Source organism: Alkalibacterium sp. m-11, assembly GCF_054658155.1.
Map to the genome: position 1 here is coordinate 1 of NZ_BAAGIR010000353.1, position 521 is coordinate 521.

Consider the following 521-nt stretch of genomic DNA (forward strand, 5'->3'; position numbering starts at 1 on the left):
ACGACTATCCGAAGACATAAACCGAACGTATTTTCGAATGCGTGGCGGTTTAGTTCAGTGCACCCTTTTTTATGAAATTAGGTTGTCTATTTATAATCTATTCTCTTGACTTAACACCATAATGCTTTACTATTGACTATAAGGCATCGATGATTGTTTGACTATTTTTGACTATTAACAATTATACCAACAATTATGGCAAATGAAAAGAGAGAAGCAACGTCAATCCTGAGAGTATCAAAAAAAGGCAGCTTAAGATTTCCATCTAAAGCAACCTTTGTATTTTGATATCTTACGCGCCCTAAAGGACTTGAACCCTTAACCGCCTGATCCGAAGTCAGGTGCTCTATCCAATTGAGCTAAGGACGCATGGATGGTCATATTGCCGTTTGCAATGAGCCGTACAGGATTCGAACCTGTGACCCACTGATTAAAAGTCAGTTGCTCTACCAACTGAGCTAACGGCTCATGGATCTATGGAGGTTAACGGGCTCGAACCGCTGACCCTCTGCTTGTAAGGC

The 521-nt window shown here is 41.1% G+C and carries 2 tRNA genes; both read right to left on the reverse strand.

The window, feature by feature from the left end:
* Positions 1 to 295: 295 nt before the first annotated feature.
* A tRNA-Arg gene (locus ACYQ2O_RS12780) sits at positions 296 to 369 on the reverse strand.
* 26 nt (positions 370 to 395) lie between these two features.
* Positions 396 to 468, reverse strand: a tRNA-Lys gene (locus ACYQ2O_RS12785).
* Between the last annotated feature and the right edge of the window lie 53 nt (positions 469 to 521).